Annotated in this window: 28 protein-coding genes and 1 pseudogene; 4 read left to right on the top strand and 25 right to left on the bottom strand. The window is 37.2% G+C overall.

Annotation, left to right across the window (positions count from 1 at the left end; translation table 11 throughout):
- Positions 1 to 10: 10 nt before the first annotated feature.
- The 6 genes from atpB to KQI71_RS12790 form a co-directional block, all read right to left on the bottom strand.
- The gene (gene atpB, locus KQI71_RS04350; RefSeq protein ID WP_216434418.1) at positions 11 to 739 is read right to left on the bottom strand and encodes a F0F1 ATP synthase subunit A; all 729 of its coding nucleotides are present in this window, start codon (positions 737 to 739) and stop codon (positions 11 to 13) included.
- A 22-nt stretch (positions 740 to 761) separates the two neighbouring features.
- Positions 762 to 1,166, bottom strand: a complete 405-nt coding sequence (locus KQI71_RS04345) for an ATP synthase subunit I (RefSeq protein WP_216434416.1) — start codon at positions 1,164 to 1,166, stop codon at positions 762 to 764.
- Complete coding sequence (locus tag KQI71_RS04340) at positions 1,156 to 1,392, bottom strand: AtpZ/AtpI family protein (RefSeq protein WP_216434414.1); 237 nt, start codon at positions 1,390 to 1,392, stop codon at positions 1,156 to 1,158. The genes KQI71_RS04345 and KQI71_RS04340 overlap by 11 nt, the downstream gene beginning before the upstream one ends.
- Before the next feature lie 187 nt (positions 1,393 to 1,579).
- Entirely contained in the window at positions 1,580 to 1,744 is a 165-nt protein-coding gene (locus KQI71_RS04335) for a hypothetical protein (RefSeq protein ID WP_216434412.1), read from the bottom strand.
- 110 nt (positions 1,745 to 1,854) lie between these two features.
- Positions 1,855 to 3,069 carry an aspartate aminotransferase family protein gene (locus KQI71_RS04330; RefSeq protein WP_330655270.1) on the bottom strand — a complete coding sequence of 405 codons (1,215 nt, stop codon included), beginning with the start codon at positions 3,067 to 3,069 and terminating at the stop codon, positions 1,855 to 1,857.
- Positions 3,066 to 3,194: a hypothetical protein gene (locus KQI71_RS12790; RefSeq protein ID WP_330655269.1), complete on the bottom strand. Its 129-nt coding sequence runs from the start codon at positions 3,192 to 3,194 to the stop codon at positions 3,066 to 3,068. Before KQI71_RS12790 ends, KQI71_RS04330 begins: the two co-directional genes overlap by 4 nt.
- Positions 3,195 to 3,604: 410 nt before the next feature.
- Between KQI71_RS12790 and KQI71_RS12785 the strand changes: the two genes are divergently transcribed.
- The gene (locus KQI71_RS12785) at positions 3,605 to 4,672 is read left to right on the top strand and encodes a helix-turn-helix domain-containing protein (protein WP_330655278.1); all 1,068 of its coding nucleotides are present in this window, start codon (positions 3,605 to 3,607) and stop codon (positions 4,670 to 4,672) included.
- Positions 4,673 to 4,783: 111 nt separating this feature from the next.
- Here KQI71_RS12785 and KQI71_RS04320 read toward each other — a convergent pair whose 3' ends face one another.
- The 12 genes and pseudogenes from KQI71_RS04320 to KQI71_RS04270 all read right to left on the bottom strand — a co-directional run bounded on the left by KQI71_RS04320 (position 4,784) and on the right by KQI71_RS04270 (position 14,557).
- Positions 4,784 to 5,902 (bottom strand): 4-hydroxybutyrate dehydrogenase, encoded by a 1,119-nt coding sequence (locus KQI71_RS04320; RefSeq protein WP_216434409.1) that lies wholly within the window; start codon positions 5,900 to 5,902, stop codon positions 4,784 to 4,786.
- Between the two features lie 160 nt (positions 5,903 to 6,062).
- Positions 6,063 to 6,476, bottom strand: coding sequence for an ATP synthase F1 subunit epsilon (gene atpC, locus KQI71_RS04315; RefSeq protein ID WP_055159366.1), 414 nt, complete (start codon positions 6,474 to 6,476; stop codon positions 6,063 to 6,065).
- Positions 6,477 to 7,865 carry a F0F1 ATP synthase subunit beta gene (atpD, locus tag KQI71_RS04310; RefSeq protein WP_055196294.1) on the bottom strand — a complete coding sequence of 463 codons (1,389 nt, stop codon included), beginning with the start codon at positions 7,863 to 7,865 and terminating at the stop codon, positions 6,477 to 6,479. It abuts the gene before it with no gap.
- Between the two features lie 22 nt (positions 7,866 to 7,887).
- Entirely contained in the window at positions 7,888 to 8,757 is an 870-nt protein-coding gene (gene atpG, locus KQI71_RS04305) for an ATP synthase F1 subunit gamma (RefSeq protein WP_216434407.1), read from the bottom strand.
- 10 nt (positions 8,758 to 8,767) lie between these two features.
- Positions 8,768 to 10,267 (bottom strand): F0F1 ATP synthase subunit alpha, encoded by a 1,500-nt coding sequence (gene atpA / locus KQI71_RS04300; RefSeq protein WP_216434405.1) that lies wholly within the window; start codon positions 10,265 to 10,267, stop codon positions 8,768 to 8,770.
- Between the two features lie 7 nt (positions 10,268 to 10,274).
- Positions 10,275 to 10,778 carry an ATP synthase F1 subunit delta gene (gene atpH, locus KQI71_RS04295; RefSeq protein ID WP_253287925.1) on the bottom strand — a complete coding sequence of 168 codons (504 nt, stop codon included), beginning with the start codon at positions 10,776 to 10,778 and terminating at the stop codon, positions 10,275 to 10,277.
- Positions 10,779 to 10,781: 3 nt separating this feature from the next.
- Entirely contained in the window at positions 10,782 to 11,264 is a 483-nt protein-coding gene (atpF, locus tag KQI71_RS04290) for a F0F1 ATP synthase subunit B (protein WP_216434403.1), read from the bottom strand.
- A gap of 19 nt (positions 11,265 to 11,283) precedes the next feature.
- Positions 11,284 to 11,502, bottom strand: a complete 219-nt coding sequence (atpE, locus tag KQI71_RS04285; protein WP_216434400.1) for an ATP synthase F0 subunit C — start codon at positions 11,500 to 11,502, stop codon at positions 11,284 to 11,286.
- 33 nt (positions 11,503 to 11,535) lie between these two features.
- Positions 11,536 to 12,219 (bottom strand): F0F1 ATP synthase subunit A, encoded by a 684-nt coding sequence (locus tag KQI71_RS04280; protein ID WP_216434399.1) that lies wholly within the window; start codon positions 12,217 to 12,219, stop codon positions 11,536 to 11,538.
- A gap of 390 nt (positions 12,220 to 12,609) precedes the next feature.
- Positions 12,610 to 13,038 carry a ribose 5-phosphate isomerase B gene (gene rpiB / locus KQI71_RS13080; protein ID WP_253287933.1) on the bottom strand — a complete coding sequence of 143 codons (429 nt, stop codon included), beginning with the start codon at positions 13,036 to 13,038 and terminating at the stop codon, positions 12,610 to 12,612.
- Positions 13,039 to 13,080: 42 nt separating this feature from the next.
- Positions 13,081 to 13,524: pseudogene (locus KQI71_RS13075) on the bottom strand (arsenate reductase/protein-tyrosine-phosphatase family protein); the annotation flags it as partial.
- Positions 13,505 to 14,557, bottom strand: a complete 1,053-nt coding sequence (locus KQI71_RS04270) for an L-threonylcarbamoyladenylate synthase (RefSeq protein ID WP_216434395.1) — start codon at positions 14,555 to 14,557, stop codon at positions 13,505 to 13,507. The gene KQI71_RS04270 and the pseudogene KQI71_RS13075, both read right to left, overlap by 20 nt.
- Before the next feature lie 118 nt (positions 14,558 to 14,675).
- Here KQI71_RS04270 and KQI71_RS04265 point away from each other — a divergent pair, with 118 nt between their 5' ends.
- Positions 14,676 to 15,353: an N-acetylmuramoyl-L-alanine amidase gene (locus KQI71_RS04265; RefSeq protein ID WP_216434393.1), complete on the top strand. Its 678-nt coding sequence runs from the start codon at positions 14,676 to 14,678 to the stop codon at positions 15,351 to 15,353.
- 46 nt (positions 15,354 to 15,399) lie between these two features.
- Here KQI71_RS04265 and KQI71_RS04260 read toward each other — a convergent pair whose 3' ends face one another.
- On the bottom strand, positions 15,400 to 15,594 hold the full coding sequence (locus KQI71_RS04260) for a hypothetical protein (RefSeq protein WP_216434391.1): 195 nt from the start codon (positions 15,592 to 15,594) through the stop codon (positions 15,400 to 15,402).
- 226 nt (positions 15,595 to 15,820) lie between these two features.
- Here KQI71_RS04260 and KQI71_RS04255 point away from each other — a divergent pair, with 226 nt between their 5' ends.
- Positions 15,821 to 16,525: an adaptor protein MecA gene (locus KQI71_RS04255; RefSeq protein WP_253287924.1), complete on the top strand. Its 705-nt coding sequence runs from the start codon at positions 15,821 to 15,823 to the stop codon at positions 16,523 to 16,525.
- Between the two features lie 114 nt (positions 16,526 to 16,639).
- On the opposite strand, the gene KQI71_RS04250 is transcribed toward KQI71_RS04255, so the two are convergent.
- Complete coding sequence (locus KQI71_RS04250) at positions 16,640 to 16,849, bottom strand: DUF1858 domain-containing protein (RefSeq protein WP_216434387.1); 210 nt, start codon at positions 16,847 to 16,849, stop codon at positions 16,640 to 16,642.
- Positions 16,850 to 17,018: 169 nt separating this feature from the next.
- On the opposite strand from KQI71_RS04250, the gene KQI71_RS04245 reads away from it, so the two are divergent.
- On the top strand, positions 17,019 to 17,189 hold the full coding sequence (locus KQI71_RS04245) for a DUF362 domain-containing protein (RefSeq protein WP_008393929.1): 171 nt from the start codon (positions 17,019 to 17,021) through the stop codon (positions 17,187 to 17,189).
- 62 nt (positions 17,190 to 17,251) lie between these two features.
- On the opposite strand, the gene KQI71_RS04240 is transcribed toward KQI71_RS04245, so the two are convergent.
- The 5 genes from KQI71_RS04240 to KQI71_RS04220 form a co-directional block, all read right to left on the bottom strand.
- A complete protein-coding gene (locus KQI71_RS04240; RefSeq protein WP_216434386.1) occupies positions 17,252 to 18,211 on the bottom strand; it encodes a ribokinase in 960 nt (319 codons plus the stop codon).
- Between the two features lie 78 nt (positions 18,212 to 18,289).
- Positions 18,290 to 18,817 (bottom strand): helix-turn-helix domain-containing protein, encoded by a 528-nt coding sequence (locus KQI71_RS04235; protein WP_216434385.1) that lies wholly within the window; start codon positions 18,815 to 18,817, stop codon positions 18,290 to 18,292.
- A 91-nt stretch (positions 18,818 to 18,908) separates the two neighbouring features.
- Positions 18,909 to 21,143: an SF1B family DNA helicase RecD2 gene (recD2, locus tag KQI71_RS04230; protein WP_216434384.1), complete on the bottom strand. Its 2,235-nt coding sequence runs from the start codon at positions 21,141 to 21,143 to the stop codon at positions 18,909 to 18,911.
- A 74-nt stretch (positions 21,144 to 21,217) separates the two neighbouring features.
- Positions 21,218 to 22,222 (bottom strand): rod shape-determining protein, encoded by a 1,005-nt coding sequence (locus tag KQI71_RS04225; RefSeq protein ID WP_216434383.1) that lies wholly within the window; start codon positions 22,220 to 22,222, stop codon positions 21,218 to 21,220.
- Positions 22,223 to 22,395: 173 nt separating this feature from the next.
- Entirely contained in the window at positions 22,396 to 23,256 is an 861-nt protein-coding gene (locus tag KQI71_RS04220; protein ID WP_216434382.1) for a class I SAM-dependent methyltransferase, read from the bottom strand.
- Positions 23,257 to 23,289 lie beyond the last annotated feature (33 nt).

Below are 23,289 nucleotides of genomic sequence, written 5' to 3'. Positions count from 1 at the left end.
ATCTGCCCTCTTATGCATTTCGTTTGTCTGTAATAAATGTCATCGTAAGCATCGCAAATACAAATGTCTGGATTGCTCCGGAAAACAGATCAAAATACATATGAAGAAAGGCCGGTATTCCCAGTTTTGCAAAAACCGGTAAAAGTCCGTACCAGAGAGCCATCATGATTGTTCCTGCCATGATATTACCAAACAAACGCAATGACATAGATAATGGTGTTGCAAATTCCCCAATCAGATTGATTGGAAATAAGATTGGAATTGGTCGGAATAAATCGACAAAAACACCAAGTCCGCTTGTCTTAAATGCACTAAACTGAATCAGAACAAAAGTCATCAATGCCAGCGCTAGCGTTGTTCCATAATCAGCAGTCGGAGGCCTCAACCCAAACAATCCTGATGTATTGGAAAAAAAGATAAAAACCATAATTGTTCCAATATAATTGACAAAAGGCCTCCAATGTCTGCCCATATTCCCCTGAACCAATTTATCCAAAGTTTCTATCACCATTTCTACCGCGTTTTGTAATCCTGTTGGTTTTTCTGCTCCTTTTAAAACCGCATGTCTTGCGATTAATGCAAGAACAAGAATAAACACCATGACGATCAGTGTCGTCACATGCGTTGTGGTAATATAGACACGATGTCCAAAAAAATTCAAAGGAATCAGCCCATGAACCATGAAGTCTACATCATTTCCTGATGTAGCAAGCATCATGGGGGCTTTGATCATTCCCATCGCATACCCTCCTTTCCGTCTGTTATTCTTCCAGGATTCTCTTTGTAATATACCGATGAATCGGGCTTTGTAAAAATGCAGAAAACTTACTGCTTAAAAAGCCAATAACAATTGCCAAAAAACATGTAAGACTACCATTTATCCCTATAACAAGTACCAGTAACATTACTACATAACGTATGATCGAACACTTTACCATATATTTTGTCGCCTCATGTGTATCCATATGAACTGCCCTTTTTACACTTACTGTCATATGAACAACCAGCCCTATGGCAACAACCATACCAGCTACAGCTCCGGTTAAATACAAAAAATCTCCTCTGGTTATTATCATACCCAAAATTGCAGATACCACTCCAAAGAAAACAATCCCAACGACTAAATCTAAAAATGTTTCATCCAGCTGTCTTAACTTATTTTTCATTTTTTTCCTCCATGTTATCTTCTTCCAGCATATTTCTGATTAGCGCATAAACGCCTCGCATCCCTCCCATGATACCAAGAATCAGAAATAGAGGAAATAGATTTGTAGAAAATTTTTTATCAATCCATATTCCGATAAACATACAAAGAAAAATAGAAGTTAGCATTGTGATTCCAATCTGTGTAACCAGTGACAACATTCGAATCACCGGCCCATACTTATGCATTGAGGAACCCTCCTTTTTAACAGAATCTTTATGTCTATGATTATAACATTTTTCACAAAAATACTCCACTATTTTTTTATTTTTTATATATTTTATCCAATTTTTGGTATTTTTTCTCATTATATATTCCAAAAAAAGGAAGAGAAAAACTTTCTCTTCCTATTATAATAATTTCATTTTTCTACTCTTAATGAAAATAAAAAATTACTCCAAGTACAATCCATTCTTGTGCGACCAATACACTACTCGAAAATGGAAGTGGTACAATATAAAATATAGAAAGGATCCCTGAAAGAATGATCACGATCACTCCAACCAGCTTTCCATGGCTCACCTTATATGGACGATTCATATCAGGTTCTTTAAAATCAAAAATGATACATCATTTCCCCTGCCTTTTATCATTCTTTTAAAGTAAGTTTGTCTTTTTATATCTTTTATAATTACACTCTATAATGTTACTTATTTTTCCAATAATTCCTTGATTACAGATTCATAAATATTAAGTCCTGCTTCTAACTGTTCATCCGTCATAACAAGAGGTGCAAGGAAACGGATAACATTTCCATAAGTTCCTGCCCCCTCGATCATCAAACCTTTCTTTGCGCATCCATTGATAACTGCAGAAGAAAATTCAGGATATGGTTCTTTTGTCTTCTGATCTTTGACAAATTCCAAACCAATCATTCCTCCAAGACCACGAACATCTCCGATCACTGGATACTTTTCTTTCCATTCATTGAATCTCTTAGAAACTTTTTCACCAATTTCACAAGATCGTCCTGCAAGATCATCTCTCTCCATAATTTCAATCGTTTTTAATGCTGCTGCACATGCTAATGGATTACCACAGAAAGTACCACCGATTATTCCAGGTGCTGGTGCTTCCATAATTTCTTCTCTTGCGATGATAGCAGAAAGAGGAACACCTGCTGCAATAGATTTTGCTGTTGCCAGGATATCAGGTTGTACACCTGCTTCTTCCCAGTAATTTGTAGCAAACATTCTTCCTGTACGACAGAATCCTGTCTGAACTTCGTCAGCAACTAATAAGATTCCATTTTCATCACAAATCTTTCTGACTGCTTTGACCCATTCGATCGGTGCTGGGATAAATCCACCTTCACCCTGTAATGGTTCTACAACGATGGCTGCGATCATATCTGATGGTCCACACTGTTCAAAGACTACTTTGATAGAATCTAAATAGTAATCTAATGCTGCTTCCTGTGGCATCCCTTCTGGATTTCTATAGTAGTATGGAAACTGTGCACGGTAAACACCATCTGGGAAAGGTCCCATTCCAACGGCATATGCTTTCTTAGATGTCATAGACATTGTCATCAAAGTTCTTCCATGGAATGCCCCAGAAAATACGATGATATTTGGTCGTTTCGTAAACGCTTTTGCGATCTTGACTGCATTTTCATCGGCTTCAGCACCGCTGTTTGCGAAGAATACTTTTTTCTTGTCACCCTTGACTGGTGCGATCTGAGCTAATTTCTCGGATAATGCAACGTAACCTTCATGTGTGACGACATTGTACATTCCGTGAAAGTATTTTTCTGCCTGTTCTTTGACTGCTTCTACAACTTCTGGCTGTGAAAATCCGATATTTAAAACTCCAACTCCACCGATCCAGTCTAAGAATTTATTTCCATCAACATCCTGGATCATAGCTCCTTCCCCTTTTTCAATAACAACAGGATAAATACATTTGCTTCTCTTCGGTCGATGATTGCCTGTGCTTTTGGTCCTGGTAATGTTTCTGTGATGATCTCTGGTAAATCTGTTCTTAACATATCTTGCTCCTCCTTATGTACATCCGTTTTCGGTTTTACTTCGCAAATAGGGCTTTTTATTTCATAGGAGATTTTATCGAAATTTCCTATAAAAAATACGACAAGAAGCTCTCTTCCACACCTTTGTCGTACCTAATATCATTATTCTTCCATATTTTTCAGGCTTTTTGTATATTCTCCCTTCACAATTTTCTTCCGATTTCTTGTGTACGAAGCACAAATGTCCAGAAAAAACATACCAGCACGCTTTCGATTATGGTAAAACATGGAGGAATATTTATACTATATTGTCAGGAGTGAAATTTATGCCACTTACATTAGATGAAATTTATACTGCGACCAAAAATCAATATCATTTATCATTAATTGCTGGTATCGATGGACTTCATCACATTATGAATTAGGTTTATATATCAGAAGACAGTTCTACTCACAATTTTTTAAAGGGCGGGGAATTAATTATTACAACAGGCATTAAATGCCAAAATGAACAAGACCTATATAATTTTATTTCCGTTATGATCCAAAGCCATACATGTGGCATGATCTTAAATACAGGAAACTATATTCTGACAGAACATATCACACAACGAATCAAAGATTTATGTAATCATGCTCATTATCCACTTCTCACTATGCCATGGGAAATTCATATTTACGATATTACAAGAGATTATTACAACCGTATTTTTGTTGATACACAGCAGGATACATCAATTACAGATGCATTTCTTACTTATATAGAAAAAGATACGATAAAATACCGAGATGCAAGACGTATATTAGAAGAATATAATTATCTTCGCATAAATTCTTATGATATTTGCATTCTTCACTGTCAAGATCAACTAATCTCAGAAGATCTCAAATTAAGACTTCTCTTCCAAATGGAAAGCAATATAAAAACAGAAAATCTTCCTCTACATATTGCTTTCTATAAAAATCGATTTGTTTTTATTTTTCATAGCAGTTATGAGGAAAAAATTTATAAAGTAATGAATAATACGATAAAGGCATTACAACTTTCCTATAAAAACTTACATTTTTATGCCGGAATTGGAACCGTTATTCACAATTTAGAATATCTTTCTACCAGTTATCAACGAGCATTGGTTGCTCTTTCTATGGCCAAAAATCAAAAAAAGACTATCATCTCTTTTAATGAGATGGGATTTTTCAAACTGCTTCATTCTGTTAATGACCCGCAGCTTTTGCAGGAGTATGAAAAAGAATATCTAGAACCAATTGAAACTTATGATCAAATTCATGATACAAATTATCTAGAAACACTGCATCAGTATCTGTTATGCAATGGAAGTATTCAGCAAGTAGCTGCTAACATGTTCTGTCACCGTAACACGATCACTTATCGAATTCATGTTTTAGAAGAAAACTGGCATTTAAATTTAGATGATACCATCTCACGTTTTCATCTAATGACTGCCTTTTTCATTCGGAATTATAAATATTTTTATTAATTTTATCTAATAAAGACCAATTTTAATTTTATAAAAATAAGTAGCGGGATACTAAATAATTGTATCCCGCTGCCTTTTTATACTCACAATGTATAAGTCATTTTTAATTAATTATTCATACAACTGTTTATAAATTCCATATACCGTATTGCGATCTAATTCCACATAGTTATTTGCCATCAAACGACCTTGTTTTGTCATGACTACTTCTGTAAATTCTTCTAGTTCCTCTTCTTTTACACCATATTCTTTTAACGATTTCTTTGGAATCAGATGATTTAACAAAACCTCAATTTCTTCATAAACTTCTTCTGGTTTACATCCAAGAATTTCTGCAAGGTATTCATTTAATTCTTTGATACTTCCATCTGGATCGATCTCCTGATATTTCTTATAAACCCCTGTAAACATTGCATAGTTTGCTTCTCCATGTGGTACGTGATAGGCTGCTCCCAATGGATAGCTCATTGCATGAACGGCTGCGCAACCTGCATTTCCGAAGGCGATTCCTGCGTAGGTACTTGCCAGGAGTACCTGTCCGATCAGTGGTTTTCTTGCTTCTTCTCCGTCTTTTGCAATTGCCTTGTATGTTTCCAAAATCATTTTCATTGCTTTTAATGAAAAAATCTGTGTGAAAGGACTGGCTTTCGGTGATGTATAAGACTCAATCGAATGAATCAACGCATCAATGGAACTTGTCGCAAAAAACCGAAATGGCAAGCTTTCTAATAATTCTGGAATCAAGACTGCCTCATCTGCATATAATTTGTCGACTGCTAATCCCATTTTTGTGTTCTTTGTTGTCAGTTCCAAAATTGAGATATTGGTCACTTCACTTCCTGTTCCGCAGGTTGTTGGAATTAAGATCAGTTCTTTCTCTTTTTTTACCTCTAATTTTCCATCGTAAAGATCTACAACTGGTGAAATATTTTTCAATGCAAATAATTTAGCTACATCCAAAATAGTTCCACCACCAATTGCAAAAACTCTATGATAATCCATGTCTTTTACTTCTTCATAAATACCTTCTACCATAAGATCGGTCGGTTCCCCAGAACCGTATTTACGGTAATTGACAACAATCGCACCATTTATCTTATCTTTAAAATAACGCTCATACGTAGAGTTGCTGACAAAAACAAGATCTCCTTCTTTAATTTCATATGTATCACAAAATTCTCTAACAGTATCCAACTGTTTGATTGTTGGTCTTATACAAAACTGTTTCATTGTCGTTTTTCCTCCTTTTTTGGTAATTTTATCACATTTTATCTCAAACACAATTAGGTTGTATGCATAAAACATTTACATTTATTTGTACTTCATGCATAAAAGAAAAGACCAGCTTTCCACATACACGGATCACTGATCTCTCTTTCTTCGCTATATTTTATTTTTTTACGTATTTTGATGTAACTTTTAGTCTTGCCATTGCACGGGACAATGCTGCCTGTGTATGATAATACTGCAAACGGCTTTGTTTTTGTTTTAGTCTTTCTTCGGCTCTTGTTTTGGCTTCTCTTGCACGGATGATGTCGATATCTTCTGGACGTTCCACGGTATCAACCACGATAACCACGAAATCTCTGGTAACATCTGCGAATCCTTCTCCGACAACACAGACTCTCCATTCTCCATCAACTTTAAAACGAAGTTCTCCTGCGACTACAGCTGTTACTGTGTCTTCATGGTTTGCTAATACTCCGTAAAGTCCATCGACTGCTGGGAAAATGACATGTTCACAGGCTCCACTGTAGAACTTTTTGTCACTGGCAATGATCTCAAAATAAAAGGTTTCTGCCATTTACATCACCTCTTTTGCCTTTTCCTTTACATCATCAATTGTTCCGACCATTAAGAATGCCTGTTCTGGATATTCATCCATTTCTCCATCAAGGATTGCCTTAAATCCTCGGATTGTTTCTTTGACAGGAACGTATTTACCAGGAATTCCTGTAAATGTTTCTGCTACACTAAATGGCTGTGATAAGAATTTCTGAATCTTTCTTGCACGATATACTGTAATCTTGTCTTCTTCGTCTAATTCTTCCATACCAAGGATTGCGATGATATCCTGTAATTCTTTGTATCTCTGAAGTGCTTCTTCTACACGTCTTGCTACTTCGTAATGTTCTTCTCCAACAACATCTGGCTCTAGAATACGTGAGCTTGATTCCAGTGGATCTACAGCTGGATAGATACCCTGTTCAGAAATTGATCTTGATAATACAGTTGTTGCATCCAGATGGGCAAATGTTGTTGCTGGTGCTGGGTCTGTTAAGTCATCGGCTGGCACATAAACTGCCTGTACGGATGTAATAGATCCGTTCTTTGTGGATGTGATACGTTCCTGTAAAGCACCGACTTCATTTGCCAGTGTTGGCTGATAACCTACAGCAGATGGCATACGTCCTAACAGAGCAGATACCTCTGATCCTGCCTGTACATAACGGAAAATGTTATCGATGAATAATAACACGTTCTGTTTTTCCTGATCACGGAAATATTCTGCCATGGTAAGTCCTGTCTGGGCAACTCTCATACGAGATCCAGGTGGCTCGTTCATCTGTCCAAACACTAAGGCTGTATTTTTGATAACTCCGGATTCTGTCATTTCATTCCAGAGGTCATTTCCTTCTCTTGAACGTTCTCCTACACCTGTGAAGATGGAGTATCCTCCATGTTCTGTTGCAATATTATGAATCAGTTCCTGAATTAAGACTGTCTTACCGACTCCGGCACCTCCGAACAGACCGATCTTACCACCTTTCGCATATGGTGCTAAAAGGTCGATGACTTTGATACCTGTTTCAAACATTTCTACAACAGGACTCTGGTCTTCAAATTTTGGTGGTTCACGATGGATCGCCCATTTTTCTTCTGTCTCAACAGGCTCTCCTTTATCGATAGCTTCTCCAAGTACGTTAAACATACGTCCTAATGTCTGTTTTCCGACTGGAACTTTGATTGGTCCACCAGTTGCTGTGACTTCCATACCTTTGTGAAGTCCTTCACTGGCAGCCAGGAGGATACAGCGCACAGTACGATTTCCCATATGCTGTTCCACTTCCATAACAACTTCTTTTCCTTTATTAACAACTGTCAAAGCGTCATGAATCAAAGGGAGCTGTTCTGTTTCAAATTCCACGTCAATAACTGGACCCAGAATCTGTACGATTTTTCCTTTTTCCATGTTTTTATCCCTTCCTTCACTGTTACTTCTTCTTTAATGATTTTGCTCCGGCGCACACCTCAGTAATTTCCTGAGTAATGGCTGCCTGACGGGCACGGTTATACATGAGTCCCAGTGATTTTATCATTTCTCTTGCACTCTTACTTGCACCTTCCATTGCCATCATTCTGGCATTCAATTCACTAGAAAAAGATTCTACCATTGCACCATAGATAAGACCTTTGATATAGTTTGGTGCCAGACGGTCCAAAACAGCCTTTACAGAAGGCTGAAATTCTGTCATATGCGTACGTTTTCCTTTTCCTGCGATTCCATATTCATCTGGATTTAATGGAAGTACACGAATCATGCGAGGCTCTGATGCCATAGATGAAATCATTTTTGTATAAATAACATACACTTCATCAAGTTCTCCTGATACATACTCTTCAATCAATTTTTCTGCAATTCTTCTTGCACGATAAATGGTTGGGTCCTGAGTTGTATAGAAGAAATCTTCATCCATTCTGGCAGCATTTTTTCTTCCAAAATAATTTCTTCCCATATAACCAATGATAAACAGTTTTGCATCATCATCAATTTCTTCTTCTGCCATTTTTAGCACATTATGGTTATAGGCTCCGGCCAGACCACGATCTGCAGTCATGACCAGATAACCTTTTTTCGGATGTTCTTTCTTTCTTCCAGATAGAAAAATATGATTCAAATCCGGTGTATGTACTGTAATATCCAACAAAGATGCCTGTATCATTTCAAAGTAAGGTGTTGTGGCATCCAACTGTTTTCTGGCTTTTTTTAATTTAGAAGAAGAAATCAGATACATTGCATTTGTAATTTTTAATGTATCTTCAATACTGTTCATCCTTGTCTTAATTTCTCTAATATTTGCCATAAAGTATCACCTACTTCAAATAGGCTTCAATTGCCTCATTTAATTCCTTCGCAATTTCATCCGTTAATACTTTTTCTTCATCAATCTTCTTCGCTGTTTCTGGATATTTCTGTTCAAAGAATGCTGTCATTTCTTCTGTCTCTGCTTTTAATTCTTTTACAGGAATGTCATTTAACATCTTATGAGATGCTGCAAACAGAAGTAAAATCTGTTTATGAAGAGCCATTGGATGATACAGTGGCTGTTTTAACAGTTCAATCAGATGAGAACCATAATTTAATGTTGCTTTTGTTCCTTCATCTAGATCAGAACTAAACTGTGTAAATACTTCAAGTTCACGGTACTGTGCCAAGTCAATACGTAAATTTCCGGCTACTTTCTTCATAATCTTTGTCTGAGCTGCTCCACCTACACGAGATACAGACAAACCTACATTGACGGCTGGTCTAACACCTGAGAAGAATAATTCACTTTCCAGGAAGATCTGACCATCTGTAATAGAAATTACATTGGTTGGAATGTATGCAGATACATCACCAGCCTGTGTCTCAATAATTGGCAGTGCTGTGATAGATCCTCCGCCTAGTTCGTCGCTCAAACGGCAAGAACGTTCCAGCAATCTGGAATGTAAATAGAATACATCACCAGGATAAGCTTCACGTCCAGGTGGTCTCTCCAGAAGTAAGGAAATTGCACGATAAGCAACCGCATGTTTGGACAAATCATCATATACAATCAATACATCTTTTCCCTGGTGCATAAAATGTTCTGCAATTGCTGTTCCTGCATATGGTGCAATATACTGCAAAGATGCAAGATCACTTGCAGATGCAGATACAACGATAGAGTAATCCATTGCCCCATGTTTTGTTAGTGTTGTTACGATCTGTGATACGGTAGATGCTTTCTGTCCGATCGCTACATAAATACAGATAACATCCTGTCCTTTCTGATTCAGGATCGTATCGACTGCGATAGATGTTTTACCTGTCTGACGGTCACCGATAATTAACTCACGCTGTCCACGTCCGATTGGGAACATTGAGTCAATTGCAAGAATACCTGTCTGCAATGGCTGATCAACCGATTTTCTGTCAATAACACCTGCTGCTTCATGCTCGATTGGTCTTCTTTCATCTGTTTTAATTTCACCTTTTCCGTCAATTGGTTCTCCAATGGCATTTACGACTCTTCCGATCATGGCATCTCCTACCGGAATATCTGCCTGAACTCCGGTTCTTACCACTTTCGAGCCTTCCATTAAACCATGATCGGAACCAAGTAAAACACATCCGATACAGTTTCTTTCTACATTTAATACAAGACCGCGGACACCAGTTTCAAAAATAACCAGTTCTCCGTACATCGCCTGATCCATTCCATAGACCGTTGCGATTCCATCCGCAATCTGAATAATACGTCCTTCTTCTTTAACCTCTGTCTTCTGGTCATAATGTTCAATTTGATCTTTTAACACAGAAACGACAGTTTCCGGATTGATACTGCTCACCTGATTCTCACCTCCATGTAAGACTTTGCTGCATTTTCTTCATTTTTCCTTTCAGGCTATTGTCATAAACATGATCTTTTACTTTCAAGATAAACCCTCCAATTAAAGAAGCATCTTCTTTAAGATTAAGATCTATCTCGTCTGCCTGATACTGTTTTTTAAGATACTGTTTGATTCGTTCAAGCTGCTCTTTCTTTGGCTTTGTGACGTAATCAAATTCTGCTTTGACTACTTTGCTTTCCTGACGCTTTAATTCATAATAATATTCACATGCTTCTTCGAAACAATCAACATCACCATTTTCACATACAACTTTTAAGAAACTCTTTAAATCATCGGAAAAAAGACGATCGATCACAGCTGCTTTTTCTTCTTTTGTGATCGTTGGGTTTTCCAGTGCCTTAAAAAGTTCCGGATTTTCACGAAACATACTTTCTGCCTGCTGTATGTTTTTTTCTGCAACATTTAGATCAAACAATACTTGTCCATATGTCATGGAAATTCTTTTCATATCTTAGACACCTGCCTCTTTCAGGAAATCATCCAGAAGTTTTTCATTGCCTTTGTTATCTGTTTCTTTTTCCACAACTTTAGAAGCTGCCATAAGTGCAATACCTGCAATTTCTGTCTGCAAACCTGCTATTGTCTTCTGTTTTTCAGCTTCAATATCTTTTTGGGCATTTTCTTTCATAAGAGCAACATCTGCTTTTGCCTTATCCATCTTGTCTTGATATTCTGTTTTAGCTCTTGCTCTTGCATCAGAAATGATCTGTCCTGCCTCATCTTTTGCCTGTGCCAGAGATTGTTCATATTCTTTTTTAATGCCTTCTGCCTCTGTTTTTGTCTTTGCGGCTTCTTTTAGATCACTGGAAATCATTTCTTTTCTCTTTTCCATAATCTTACTTACCGGCCCGAATAAAAACTTACGAAGCAACAGATAAAATATGATAATATTGACAATCGGCCAGATAATGCCCCAGTCTAATTTCAGAAACATATCTTCTGCCTCCTATCTATTATTTCAATACAATTAACAGGATCGCGATAACCAGACCATAAATAGCTGTTGACTCTGCTAATGCACAACCAAGTAATAATGTTTTATTGATATTTCCTGATTCTTCTGGCTGTCTTGCAATTGCTCCAAGTGCTCCATTTGTTGCAACTCCAATACCAATACCTGCTCCTAAACCTGTTAATACTGCAATACCTGCTCCTACTGCTGCTAATCCCATGATACTTATCTCCTTTTTCTTACTTATTTTTCTTTACTCAATTGACTCGTTCATGAATAATGATGTTAACAATACAAATACATATGCCTGCAATAATCCATCAAAAAAGTCAAAATAACAACTGAATGGCAACGGCACGATTAACGGCGCTGCGTAGGTGATCAGCTCCATCAGAACAAATCCACCCAAGATATTTCCGAAAAGTCGCATACAAAGTGATAATGGTCTTGTAAACAACTCCAAAATATTGATTGCTGCCATCATTGGCATCGGCTCAACATAACTGTGTAAATATCCTTTCAAACCTTTTTCATGAATTCCGGAATAAATGATCAAGAAAAGACTGATCAAGGCCAATCCCGCCGTGACATTTAGATCCTTTGTAGGCGGTGTTGCTCTGAAAAATCCTGAAATATTGGAAACAGCCAAATAAATCAGAATTGTTCCAAGGAATGGAATATATCTCTTTCCTTTTTCTCCAAGCAAGTCACCAATAAATCCATAAATGAATCCTACAAGGGCTTCTACATAGACTTGCGGTCCTTCCGGTACGACTTTCAGGTTCCGTACAAATATGATGCAGAGCACAACAACAATCGCCATAATCACCCAAGTTGTTACTGCGGATTGCGGAACTGGAATTCCAGGACCAATCGGAATAACAAAACTGGTTTTAAGCGAAAGCTCTTCCATCAGGTAATTTGCCAATGAACCCATTCTCCTCACCTTCTTTATTATGAATTCTCTGCTGCTTATATTGTATACAATATAATACTGCAAAGTAAATGGGCGCCTACTCTCTTTTTTTGTAAACACCCTTGTTTGTGGTTATTCTATGCTTCTTGTCTTTATTTGTCAATTCTTTTTTTGTTAAGATTGTGTATATTTTTTGTTTAACCTGCACAGTAGTTTGCATACAAATTTAGTTATTTTTACTAGATTTTTTATACCATAAATCTTGAAAAGAACTGAAAAATGGTCATTTTTCAGCAAAAGTTAAATAGTCTCATTTGATTAAAAATGCTAAAAAAAGAAATATTGCAGGATTCGAAAAAATTTATCATTTTTCTCCCTGCAATATTTCTTTGTAATAATTTTTTTGCTTTTCTAATCTTCGATCATGTTGATACGACGGATATGTCTTTCATCGTTTGAAAACTTTGTCTCTAAAAATGTATCTACAATATCAAGAGCTAGTCCTTCCCCAATGACTCTTGCCCCCATTGCCAGAATGTTAGCATCATTATGCTCTCTCGTTGCTCTTGCACTAAATGTATCTCCACAAAGTGCTGCACGGATTCCAGGAATCTTATTTGCTGTAATTGAAATTCCAATTCCTGTTCCACAAATCAAAATACCCTGTTTTACTTCACCCTTTTTTACCGCATGTGCAACCGCTTTGGCATAAACAGGATAATCACAGGATTCTTCTGAAAAACACCCATAATCTTTAACCGCATATCCTTTTTCTTCCAGATGCTTCATCACTGCCTGTTTCAGTGCGTATCCACCATGATCACTTCCAATACCAATCATCTGATTTCCTCCTAATCGTTCTTCCCATATTTTTTTTATTAACTGAACAATCTGCATAAAGCAGCGTTCATAATCAGCATCTTCCATACCGTACGGATCAATGACAGCTCCCTCTACCCGAGCATATTCATTAATCGTTGCAACCTCTTTATATCCATGGTACTCTTCCATCAGTTTTTCTTTTTCATCTTCTGTCATCGTAAGGATTAAATCACTTTGTTCTACTTCTTCCTGCAGAAGCTGAGCCGATTGAAAATCAACGATCTCAATCCCACTGTTTCTTACCATATCAGCTGCTTTTGCATGTACTGGTTCCGGAAAAAGAACAACCAGCCCCCGGGAAATAACTTCCACATCTTCCTGGTTCGCTTCTTTCAGATACTGCCTCAACACCGATTCCGCAATAAAACTACGGCAGGTATTATTGGTACTCACTATAATAATTTTTTTCAAAACATTCTCCTTTTCAGATTCGGATGACCTCATGGCCTGCTGCCTTCACCAAACGATTCATTACCGCATCACTTAACGGTTCCCCTTCGAATCCTTCAGAATAAATGATATCAACGTTTTTATGATCAAACTGTCTTAAAACGTCATATAAATTTGCTATAACTGTTTCCATCTTCTGTCTTTTGCCTACAGACAGAACTTCATCTGCGTGATATTTATGGATGGTCTCATCTGTTGCAATAACACCAACCTTCTTCCCATCTTCATGAGCGGACTTTACCAATGCATTGATTTTTTCCACTACCAAAGTTGTATCTTCCCCAAGAACAAGAACCATCCTTGCTTTCGGTGCATAATGTTTGTATTTCATTCCTGGAGCCTTTGGCACTCCATTCTCAATTCCTTTAAAAGATGTATTCATCTGAACTTCTCCACCGATCACGGTTTCCAGTTCTTCTTTTGTAATTCGTCCGGGACGTAAGATCACTGGAATCGGTTCCGTAAAATCAACAATCGTTGATTCTACTCCTACCTTTACTGCTCCTCCATCCAAGATCATTGGGATCTTTCCATGTAAATCTTCAAAGACATGTTCTGCTTTTGTAGGACTTGGTCTTCCAGATGTATTTGCACTTGGTGCAGCGATCGGCAGCTGAGCCTGTCTGATCAACTCAAGAGCTGCAGGATGCGCAGGCATTCGAATTGCAACTGTTGACAGTCCACCCGTCACACAATCCGGAATATGATCTGCTCTTGGTAAAATGACAGTTAATGGTCCTGGCCAGAAATGTTCCATCGCTCTTTTTGCAGGTTTCGGAATCTCCTTTACAAGAGATTGTGCCATTTCCATGTCACAAACATGAAGAATCAGCGGATTGTCCGATGGTCTTCCTTTTGCTGCATAAATCTTTTTCACAGCAGACTCCATCAATCCATTCCCACCAAGGCCATAAACAGTCTCCGTCGGAAACGCAACAACTTCTCCTTCACGAATTAATCTGGCTGCTTCTTTCATTTCATCAAGGCAGTCTTTCATTTGTTCAATTTTTACTAATTTTGTCTCCATATCTTCTCCTAAACATACAATATTTATTATAGCATTGTTTGTATTAAAAGAAAAGTCTCGATTCTATTGATAGCATTTCCATGAATATATTATACAAAAAGAAAGTTGATACTGGATTATGGAACAAAAAAAACAAATATTTGTGATCGGATGTCTGATTATGATCCTTTTTATTTTTTTATCTTCGGTAGCATTTCCAATTTTAGTTGGTCAGACAATGCGCCACCAAAATATTATTCTGATCGATCCTGGGCATGGTGGCTCAGATCCAGGAAAAGTTGGTTCTGGAAATGTTCTAGAAAAAGATATTAATCTCGCTCTTTCTTTAAAATTAAAAAAAGCCCTAGAACATGAAAAATTTAAAGTTTATCTCACACGCGATGATGATTACAATCTCTCCAAAGATTCCAAACGATCTGACTTAAGAAACCGCAAACAACGAATCTTTGATTTGGAACCGGTTGCTGTTATTAGTATCCACCAAAACAGCTATCCGAGTGGTGACGTTCACGGTGCCCAAGTTTTTTATTATCATGGATTTTCTAAAAGTAAACTTCTTGCAGATTCCATTCAAGATGCTCTTGTGAAAGGTCTCGATCCTTCCAATCATCGAAAATCGAAAGCAAATACTGATTATTATCTTCTACGTGATAATCCATATCCAACAGTTATCGTAGAATGTGGTTTTTTATCTAATAATGAAGAAAAAGAATTATTAATGAAAGATTCTTATCAAGACAAAGCAGCAAAATGTATTGTTAATGGTATAAAATCATATCTAAATAATATTAAATAGGGGAAGCCGGGAAAAATTCCCCGGCTTCTGGCTCTTTGTATTTTATTCATTCTTTTATTTTTTGAAAATTAACGGCAGAAATCTCTCCTTTCTTATTTCCGACAAATTCCTTCATGTAAGAATCATCTTCCTTTAATATGAGATTTATATGTTCCAAATTACGATTATCAACCGTAATACCATCCACACGGACTGCCAAACCCATGGATAGATAATGAGATAATTCATCATGATTCGTCATAAAAAAACCTCCGATCCATTTTTTTCTTACATGTTATGGTTTCTTCGTGGTATACAAAGATATCCTATCTATCATTATGTAAGATACTGTCGCGACATATTCTAATCATATACATTTTTGGAAAATTTTTCAAGATATTTTTGGAGATTTTTGTAAAAACATGAGAAGTACTTTACACATCTCAAAAGTAATACTATAATAACATCAAAGTAAAGGAGTGATGAGCATGAAAATTGAACGTATCAGCGATAATCAAATCCGATGTACTTTAAATAAAGAAGATCTTGAAGGAAAGGAAACCCTGTTAAATGAACTGGCTTTTGGTTCTGACAAAGCCAAAGGATTGTTTCGTGAATTAATGAAAAAGGCTTCTGCGGAATTAGGTTTTGAGACAAACGATATTCCATTGATGGTAGAGGCAATTCCTGTATCAAAAGAATGCTTAATCCTTGTCATTACACGGGTAGATAATCCAGAAGATTTCAATGAACACTATAAAAAGCTGGCAAAAAATATGCCTTCCGACCATATATCTGTTGGTAATGAAGAAGATCTCCTTGATCTTCTAAATCATCAGACAGACCATCCACTAAAAGGTACGGAAGATCCTATGAGACTTGCCTTGGCAGATTCCAGCACAAACATTTATTATTTCCAAACACTTGAAGAAGTATCTGCTGCTGCAAAAATGATCAGAGACTACACAACAAGAAGCAGTTTATATAAAGATCCAGTCAATCATTGTTATTATCTTACATTAAGTATTGAAACAGATGATCCAAAAGACAATACAATGGATATGATGCATTCTGTTCTCTCTGAATACTGCAGACGTTTGCCAAACACTTATGCGACAAAAGCTTTATTTAATGAACATTTGGTACCGATTATTAAAACACAGGCCGTAGAAGAAATGATAGACTACGAATAAAAGCCTATATGAATGAAAAAAAGAAGTCATGGAACAATCCTTGTGATATGTTCTATGGCTTCTTTCTTTTGCTATGATAATTTTTATCAATTATTTTTTCAAGTCTGATCTTAATTATGCTTCTTTTGATGCCTGATATTCGTTCAGTCTTCCAACAAGTTCATCAACATCCATACCATGCACGAATGCTGCTTCTTCTAATGTCTCTCCCTGAGCAGAGGGACATCCTACACATCCCATACCAGATGCCATTAAAATTGCTGCGAAATTCTGATCGATTGCAAGCAGATCTGCAATTACCATATCTTTTGAAATTAAACTCATTTCTTTTTCCTCCATCAAAATAGTCAACATTTATAGTATATTACATTATCGTTAAAAATACAACAAAATCTCTTGCTATTCTTTCGCAAGTATATTAAAATAAAATCAGAAAGCGGGAAACCGCTTTTCCATTGATTATTATAACTATATTATGAGGAGGAATTTAACTATGGCATATGTAATTTCAGACGCTTGTATTTCTTGTGGAGCTTGTGAAGGAACTTGTCCAGCAGGAGCTATCAGCGAAGGAGATGGACAGTACGTAATCGACGCAGACACATGCATGGAATGTGGTGCTTGCGCAGATGGATGTCCAGCTGGTGCTATCAGCCAGGAATAATCCTGAAAAAACGTACAACAAAAGGAGATGCAATGGCAGCATCTCCTTTTTGTTATCCTTTTTTATTGCCCATAAAGTAATTGTTCTACTTCTTTTTTCGTTGGAAGTGCTGGCATTGCCCCGATTCTGGATGCAGCCAGAGCTCCAGCATGGTTTGCATAAACCATTGCCTCTCCAATGTTATCCCCCATACAAATTCTCGTACAGAAAGCTCCAACAAAAGCTTCTCCTGCAGCTGAAGGATCAACGATCTCAATATTTTCAAGCGCTGGCTTATAATAAGAATGATCTTTTGTCATCATAAAAGCTCCAGATTTTCCAAGGGTAATCAAAACATTCGCTACTCCACATCCCTTTAGAATTAAAGCTGCTACTTTTGCCTCTTCTAAATTAAATCTTCCTTTATCTCTATGAATTTTAATTCCACTCATATGTGCTGCTTCATGCTCATTTGGAGAAATATAAGTAACAGAGTGAAGCAATTTTTCTGATAATTGCTCATATGGAGCCGGATTTAACATGACTGGAACCCCTTTTTTACTGGCATACTCAGCCACTGTTTCATTAATTTCCTGCGGAATCTCATTTTGAAGCAATACCATATCATATTGATCAATCTGATCTTCTAAAAAAGCAATTTCTTCCTTTTGAATGGTCATATTGGCTCCAGGAATGACCATTACCCTGTTTTTTGCATGTTCGTTTAAAAGTCTTTCTAGGACAACAAATGCAAAACCAGTTTCTTCTTTGGCGTCATACAGTACATGTTTTACATTAATACTTTCCCGACGACATGCATCTAACAAATCTTCGCCATTCTGATCTCGTCCAATTTTTCCAATCATGGTGACATCTGCACCAAGCCTTGCCATCTGCACCGCCTGATTGGCACCCTTTCCGCCTAAGGTAGCAAAAACAGTTTTTCCAAGAATCGTTTCTCCTTCTTCCGGTAATTTTTTTGTCGAAATAATCTGACTTTTGACAAAACTTCCCACCACCAGCATCTTTGGTTTTCTTTCCATGTTCCACTCTCCATTTGCACAAATGATAATATTTTTCGCTTCTCCATCATTATACTAAAAGAGCGTTTTGATTGGAACCTACTTTTCCCGTCTTTTACGATGCCAAAATAGAATTCTACGTTTTTCTTTTGTCGCAGCAATCTCTTCTCTTGTTTTTTGCTGGATTCGAATCATCTCATCAAGTTTCTGATATCTTCGTTCTTCCTCCCTTTCCCGGATTCTGAATTGTTCTTTCATCTCTTTTGATATTTTTTCTGTAATCTCTTTTTCAAGAAACTCCTTTTGCTGCCGGATTGCTTGCCCCATAATCTTTACCATAACATTTTGAAAATGAGCCATTTTTTCTGCGGAAGCTGCTGGATTTTCTTTTGGGAAGGGAATAATGTTCCCGCTTAATTTCTGTTTGATTTGTTCTGCATCCAAGCCTTCTTCTTTCATATCTCGTATTTTTTGAAAAGTATGTATTTCTTTATCTCCATAGCATCGATATCCTTTTTCATTTCGTGGAATCAGCAACCCAAACTCATCTTCCCAAGTTCTTAGATGATAAGTTTCAAGACCAAGCTCTCTGGCTGCCTCTGATATCATACGTTTCTTTTCTTTCATAAGTCCCTTCCTTTCTTTCTTTTTATTATAAAAGGCAGGTACTTTCCGGTACAGAAAAACCGTCCTCTAAATGACGACGGTTTTTGGCATTTTATTCAAATGAATTGTCTTGTGCAATTTCATTGATTCGTCTGGCAAGTGTAGAATATCTTTTCTGTTCATTTACATTGCCAATCATTGCATTTACCATTGGGCGATCTCCAACAATCGTTAAACAGTTTTTTGCTCTCGTAACGGCTGTATATAAAAGATTTCTATGAAATAAGATTCTAGGCCCAGAAAGCAGTGGTATAACTACTGCCGGATATTCACTTCCCTGTGATTTATGAATTGTGATTGCATAAGCGAGTTCTAGTTCATCAAGCATTCCATATCCATACTCCACCTGTCTTGAATCTTCAAAAAGAACCGTAACTTTCTCTGTAAAATCATTAATTTCTGTAACAATGCCAATATCTCCATTAAAAACCCCGATACCTTTATCTACCGTAAATCCGTTTTCATTTTTTACTTTCCATTCCATCTGATAATTATTTTTAATTTGCATGACTTTATCCCCTTCACGCAAAATTCCAGATACAACTTCTTTTTCTTCTTTCTCCTCTGACGGAGGATTTAGATACTGCTGAAGAACTTGATTTAGTCGTTCCACTCCAAGTTCTCCCTTTCGCATCGGTGTCAAAATTTGAATGTCATATGGTTTTACATGGACATAATCCGGAAGTTTATCCCTCACAAGATAAATCATCACTCCAAGAATATCTTGTATAGAATTTCTCTGTAAAAAGAAAAAATCCCTGCTCTTATTATCAAGTTCAATCCCTCTTCCCTGATGAATTCTATGCGCATTACGCACAATATGACTTCCTTCCGCCTGGCGGAAAATCTGATTTAATTCCACAACTTTAAACTGCCCACAATTGATCATATCCTTCAATACATTTCCAGCTCCAATCGATGGAAGCTGATTTGCATCTCCAACCATGATGATCCTTGTTCCCGGAACAATTGCCTGTAAGAGAGAATTCATCAAATACAGATCAACCATAGACATTTCATCAATAATGATAACATCTGTTTCCAAAGGATTTGCGGCATTTCTTTCAAATGCCATGCCTTCCCGGTCCAAATCATGACTAACTTCTCCATTTAACTCTAGCAAACGATGAATTGTCATTGCCTCATACCCTGTTGCTTCTGTCATTCTCTTCGCAGCACGCCCCGTTGGCGCGGCCAAACGGATATCAAGTCCTTCTGTTTCAAAATACTGAATCATTCCATTGATTGTCGTTGTTTTTCCAGTTCCAGGACCACCTGTCAAAATCACAATGCTATATTCTGCAGTCGCCCTAATGGCTTCTTTTTGTTTTTGAGCAAATGTAATCTGATCCGCTTCCTCAATCCTACCAATGGTTGTTTCAATCTCAGAAGCACAAACATCATAACGAAGATTTCTCTCGCAAAGCATGCTTGCCGTATTTACTTCCATATAATACTGAGGCGCTGCATAAATTTTAATTTCCTCTTCTTCCTTAATAACAATCTTCTTATCAATCATCATTTCTAAAAGATGCTCTTCGACAGTTTGTTCACTTACTCCAAGTGTATAGGCAGCATTTCTACACAAAATATGCTTTGGCAAATAGACATGACCTTCATTCAAAGCCCGCATTAGAGTATAAAAAATACCAGAAATAATCCGATAATCTGAATCCGTTCCAATTCCAACCCGTTTTGCAATCTCATCAGCGATTTTAAAACCCACACCGGAAATATCATCCGTCATCCGATAAGGATTTTCACGGATCATAGTATACATTTGATCTCCATATTCTTTAAAAATTTTAACGGCCAAATTGTGATTGATTCCATAGCCGGATAAAAACATCATCGCCTGACGCATTTCCTGCTTTTCATTAAATTCTACCGCAATCGTTCTTGCCTTTTTTTCTGTAATTCCTTTTACTTCTGCTAAACGCTCTGGCTCTTCTTCAATGATACGAAATGTATCCATTTTAAACTTTTTCGTAATTCTTTTTGCAATTGCTGGTCCAACTCCCTTGATTGCACCAGAGCCAAGATATCGCTCCATACTATCAATATCACTTGGTGCCGAAATTTCATAGGTTTTCATCTGAAACTGTGGGCCATGAACTGGATGATCGATATAATCTCCTTCCATAGAAATATACTCTCCATCATTTAAAAAAGGAAACAGCCCGACAACCGTTTCTTCATCACCATCTGTATCCAAACTTAAAACCGTATAACCATTATTTTCATTTCGAAACCGAATATGTTCCACATATCCCTCCAGATGTTCCATCCATTCACCTTCCCTCAAGTTTTTTATCGTATAAAAAAGACCAGGATTTATATCCTGGCCCCGTATTTTTTATCTTATTTTTTCTTTTTATCGTCTTCTGCAAGGAATTCAACATATTTTCCTGTACCAATGGCTACCGCTGTCAGTGGATCTTCTGCTGTCATTGTATTAATTCCTGTCTTTTCTTCGATCAATTCTTCCAGTCCTTGAATCAAAGCTCCTCCTCCTGTTAAGACGATTCCACGGTCAGAAATATCTGCTGCTAATTCTGGTGGAGTTCTCTCCAGAACATTATGAACTGCATCAACGATCTGGTAAGCAGGTTCTCTTAAAGCTTCCTGTGTTTCCTCGGATGTAACGGTTACTGTCTTTGGAAGTCCTGTTACTAAGTTACGTCCACGAACATCCATTGTCAGGTTTTCTGGACGTTTGTAAACAGTACCAACGTTAATCTTAATTTCTTCTGCTGTACGATCTCCAATCAGAAGATTATGTGTTTTACGCATAAAACGTACAATTGCTTCATCAAAATCATCACCTGCTACTTTAATTGAAGTGCTTACTACGACACCTCCCAGTGAGATAACTGCGATATCAGCAGTACCTCCTCCGATATCAACGATCATATTTCCACAAGGTTTAGAAATATCAATTCCTGCACCAATCGCTGCTGCTACTGGTTCCTCAATAATAAAGACTTCTCTTGCTCCTGCCTGATAAGTAGCATCTTCTACTGCTTTCTTTTCAACCTCTGTTGCACCACTTGGTACACAAACGCTAATTTTTGGTTTTCTTCCAAATAAAGATTTACCAACCGTACGATTGATAAAATAGCTTAACATTTTTTCCGTTACTGTATAATCAGAAATAACACCCTGACGTAATGGGCGTACTGCCACAATATTTCCTGGTGTTCTTCCAAGCATCAAACGTGCTTCTTCTCCAATTGCCTTAATTTTATTTGTATTTCTATCAAAAGCCACTACGGAAGGCTCTTTTAAAACAACGCCTTTACCTTTAACGTACACTAAGACGTTGGCGGTTCCTAAATCGATTCCAATATCTGTTCCTGCTGCCATGGTAAATAAATTCCCCTTTCAAATTATTCTTAATATATTTGTTAGTTCTCTATGTTATTATGTTAATGTTGAATTATTCGTATACATACTTCTCTTATTATATACATTTGGTCAAAAAATTCAATCATTTTTTACAGATTCCCTGAAAATTCAGCAAAACTTAAGAAATTCCCTTATTTTTCCCATCTACCAGAAGCTCCACATGGTAAGATAAGTCCATTTTTGCTAACAGGGAGCCCTATTTCATCTGAAAGGACTCTTCCTCCAAATCTAGATTTTACCTCTGTCTCCAGCATGTAGCTTAAAACAGCTGGTTGTAAACCTGTCGTATAAGAATTGATTAGGAAAAAAATCGGATCATCCGATAAAATCTTTGTACAAAGCTGGATAAAAGGATAAATCTTTTCTTCAATCTTCCAGATTTCCCCTTTTGGCCCTCTTCCATAAGACGGAGGATCCATGATAATTCCATCATAATGATTTCCACGTCTAATTTCTCTTTCTACAAATTTCACACAATCATCTATCAACCAACGAATTGGCTTCTCTCTTAACCCTGACAGCTGTGCATTTTCTTTTGCCCAGTTTACCATTCCTTTGGATGCATCCACATGTGTCACACTTGCTCCGGCTGCAGCTGCAGCGAGTGTTGCCCCTCCTGTATACGCAAACAGATTTAATACTTTTACCGGACGGCCTGCATTTTTAATCTTTTCAGAAAACCAATCCCAGTTTACAGCCTGTTCCGGGAACAAACCTGTATGTTTAAAGCTAAATGGCTGAAGATGAAATTTGAGATTTTTATAAGAAATATCCCACTTCTTTGGAAGATCAAAAAATTCCCACTGACCTCCACCTTTACTGCTTCTATGATAATGACCATTTGGATGTTTCCACTGTTTTAATTTCTTTGGTGTATTCCATAGGACCTGCGGATCCGGACGAACCAGAATATAATCTCCCCAACGTTCCAGTTTCTCCCCACCGGAAGTATCCAACACTTCATAATCTTTCCACTGATCTGCTGCCCACATATCGTACTTTCTCTCTTTCTGTTCTTAATCTGT

Source organism: Anaerostipes sp. MSJ-23, from assembly GCF_018918155.1.
Taxonomy (GTDB): domain Bacteria; phylum Bacillota; class Clostridia; order Lachnospirales; family Lachnospiraceae; genus Anaerostipes.
Note: the sequence above shows the minus strand (reverse complement) of the source record. Positions and strands in the feature narration are given on the sequence as shown.